Origin of the sequence: Paeniglutamicibacter sp., assembly GCF_046714615.1 — a bacterium.
Classification (GTDB): Bacteria; Actinomycetota; Actinomycetes; order Actinomycetales; family Micrococcaceae; genus Paeniglutamicibacter.
The window spans coordinates 1-2,364 of record NZ_JBKKAP010000046.1 but is presented as its reverse complement, the minus strand read 5'-3'; the positions used below and the strand labels follow the sequence as shown (position 1 = coordinate 2,364).

At 59.3% G+C, this 2,364-nt stretch carries 1 protein-coding gene; it reads right to left on the bottom strand.

All coding sequences use genetic code 11. The features are described 5' to 3' along the window. Window positions 1-401 precede the first annotated feature (401 nt). Complete coding sequence (locus ACLQ7E_RS05460) at window positions 402-2,153, bottom strand: IS30 family transposase (RefSeq protein ID WP_411731560.1); 1,752 nt, start codon at window positions 2,151-2,153, stop codon at window positions 402-404. Window positions 2,154-2,364: the final 211 nt, after the last annotated feature.

Below are 2,364 nucleotides of genomic sequence, written 5' to 3'. Positions count from 1 at the left end.
CTGATCCAGAATGCTTGGCGGCACAACGTCTCCGTTATTGTCGATCAACCATTGCCGGGTCGAAGAGTTCAGAAGTGGCCACCAGTTCTCAATGTTCATGGCCTCATTCTGGCAGCAGAGGGTCCGGTCGGAGAACCAGAAGGAGTGCTTTTCTGCCTCAAGTAGCTGCATCGTCCCGTAAGGGGGTCGTCCGGATACGGCTTCTGCAGTGTTCCGATAGGGGGTCCCCTAACGGAATGCACCCAGCTGTGACCTGCTATTTGTGAAATTTCGAAATTCACAGGAAACTGCACCGTTCCGCAAGACCCGTCCGGTGATCTGTCCGGTGTTATTCCGGCGGATTTTATCGGTCGACGCAACAAAAGGACTAAATAGGGGCGTTTTTCCCTGTGCTATGGAGACTACCCCACGAGCCTTGCAGGGGCATTGTGTTCTTCCCTGAACCTTGCGGCTGGGGTGTCGTAGGCGAGGTTCTTTCGGGGCCTGGTGTTGAGCTCCCGCATCACGTGGTTGACGTGCCGGGTGCTGTGGACGGCCAGGTTGGTGCCCTTGGGGAAATACTGGCGGACGAGTCCGTTGAAGTTCTCGTTGGCGCCGCGTTGCCAGGGGCTGGAGCGTTCGGCGAAGAACACCGGAACACCGGTCGCCTTCGTGAGTGCTTCGTGGCTGGCCATTTCCGTTCCCTGGTCCCAGGTCAAGGTGCGTTTCAGGGACGGAGGCAACGTGGCGAACGCGCTGGTGACGGCGGCGTTGACGCTTGCCGCGGTGTGGTCGTGGGGTAGGTTGACGATGATTCCGTAGTGGGTTTTGCGTTCTCTCAGGGTCACCATCGCTGATACGGACCCGACCCCGACTATTAGGTCCCCTTCCCAATGGCCGGCTTCCAGGCGGGTTTCTACTTCTGCCGGGCGTTCGTCAATCATTTTCATGTTGCGGATCCGCGAGCCACTTCCGGTGCGGGTGCGCCACCGAGTCTTGCGGATCCTCCTGCCGGTGCGCAGCTTGGCGGCATAGCGTTTGTGCAGGCCTTGGCCCTCGCGTAGTAGCAGCGACCGGTAGATCGTTTCGGGGCAGATCCGTAGCTCGTGGTCTTCGGGGTAGGTCTTCTTCATCCAGCCACTGATCTCGTCTGGTGACCAGCAACGGTTGAGCTTGCGTTGCACGAGTCCGCGCAGCCGGGGGCTGGCAACGAGCTTGTGAATCTTCGGACGGGCCCGTTGCAGGCAGGCGTCATGATCGGCGGTGCGGGGCAGGTAGCGGCCTTCGGCGTCCCGGTGGCGGTCCAGCTCGCGTTTGATGGTGGAGGGCTGGCGACCCATTTCACGGGCCACCTGGCGCATGGAATACCCCAGCTCCAAGAGGTCGGCAATTTGCAAGCGTTCCCGGACATCAAGATAGCGGCCCGCCGCCGGTCGGGGTATCAGAGAGGGGATCTGGTAGTTGTTGGCGCGCCGGAGTGACGTGCCTGTTTGTCTTTGCATACCGAGAAGTCTGCATGCTTCGGCGTTGCTTTTGCCTTCGCGCATCAGTTGCCAGTATTTCGTGTCCCGCTCGGCACGTCGCTGTTGCGCCTCGGAAACCGTTGAAGCCAGCACCGCGTCAGCGTAGCGGTTCGAAGTCAGGACGGCGGCGCGTTGCGCTGCGGCAGCAGTGTTCTTTTCCTTCGTCAGCCGAGCGAGCCGTTCGCGTTCAAAGCTGTGGCAGCGCTGAGCCGTTAGCCTCAGAAGAACCTGACATCGCTGCAGGGTGACCTTCGAGCCTCGGAGCCGGTCGAACCGGACTTGGAGCCACCGATACGCAGTGGAACGGCCAACCGCGGCCGCAGCGGCGGACTGGGTAGGGGTTTGGCCTCGATTGAAGGCCTTCCAGAATACGGATTCAACCTCGATGTTGACTTGTAGATGATGACGGTCCGTAGCCCCACTGACTGCCGCTTCCCATGCGGGGAGCCTGGAGGTGGTGAATCCAAGGGAGTCCGTCGCTTCAGTGGGACTGTTTCCTTCCTGACGTAGCTGCAGATATCTCTCACGCAACCAGCGGTATCCGATTTCCTTATGGATACCGGCGGCCCGGGCAGATGAATTGAGACTGTTTCCTTGTTTGACCGAGGCAAGAAAACGGACGCCTGTTGGAGACGAAGAACGAAGATACATATCGAATCACCTTGAAATTAGGTGTTGCTTCGATCGACAGAATCTCCCTTCCGAATTCGGAATAAGGCGGGTTATGCCGATGTCGTGGTTATTCCGATAGCGGGGGCTGGATGACTGCCACTGCTGGGGTGTGGCGGGCGAAGTTCGGCATAACCAGAAGCCGGCAGGTTGAGTGATACTTCTATCTCCATTGTCCGGAGAGGAGCAGTGT

Coding starts and splice junctions, on each gene's coding strand:
- ACLQ7E_RS05460 (WP_411731560.1), bottom strand. CDS start 2,153: ATGTATCTTCGTTCTTCGTCTCCAACAGGCGTCCGTTTTCTTGCCTCG.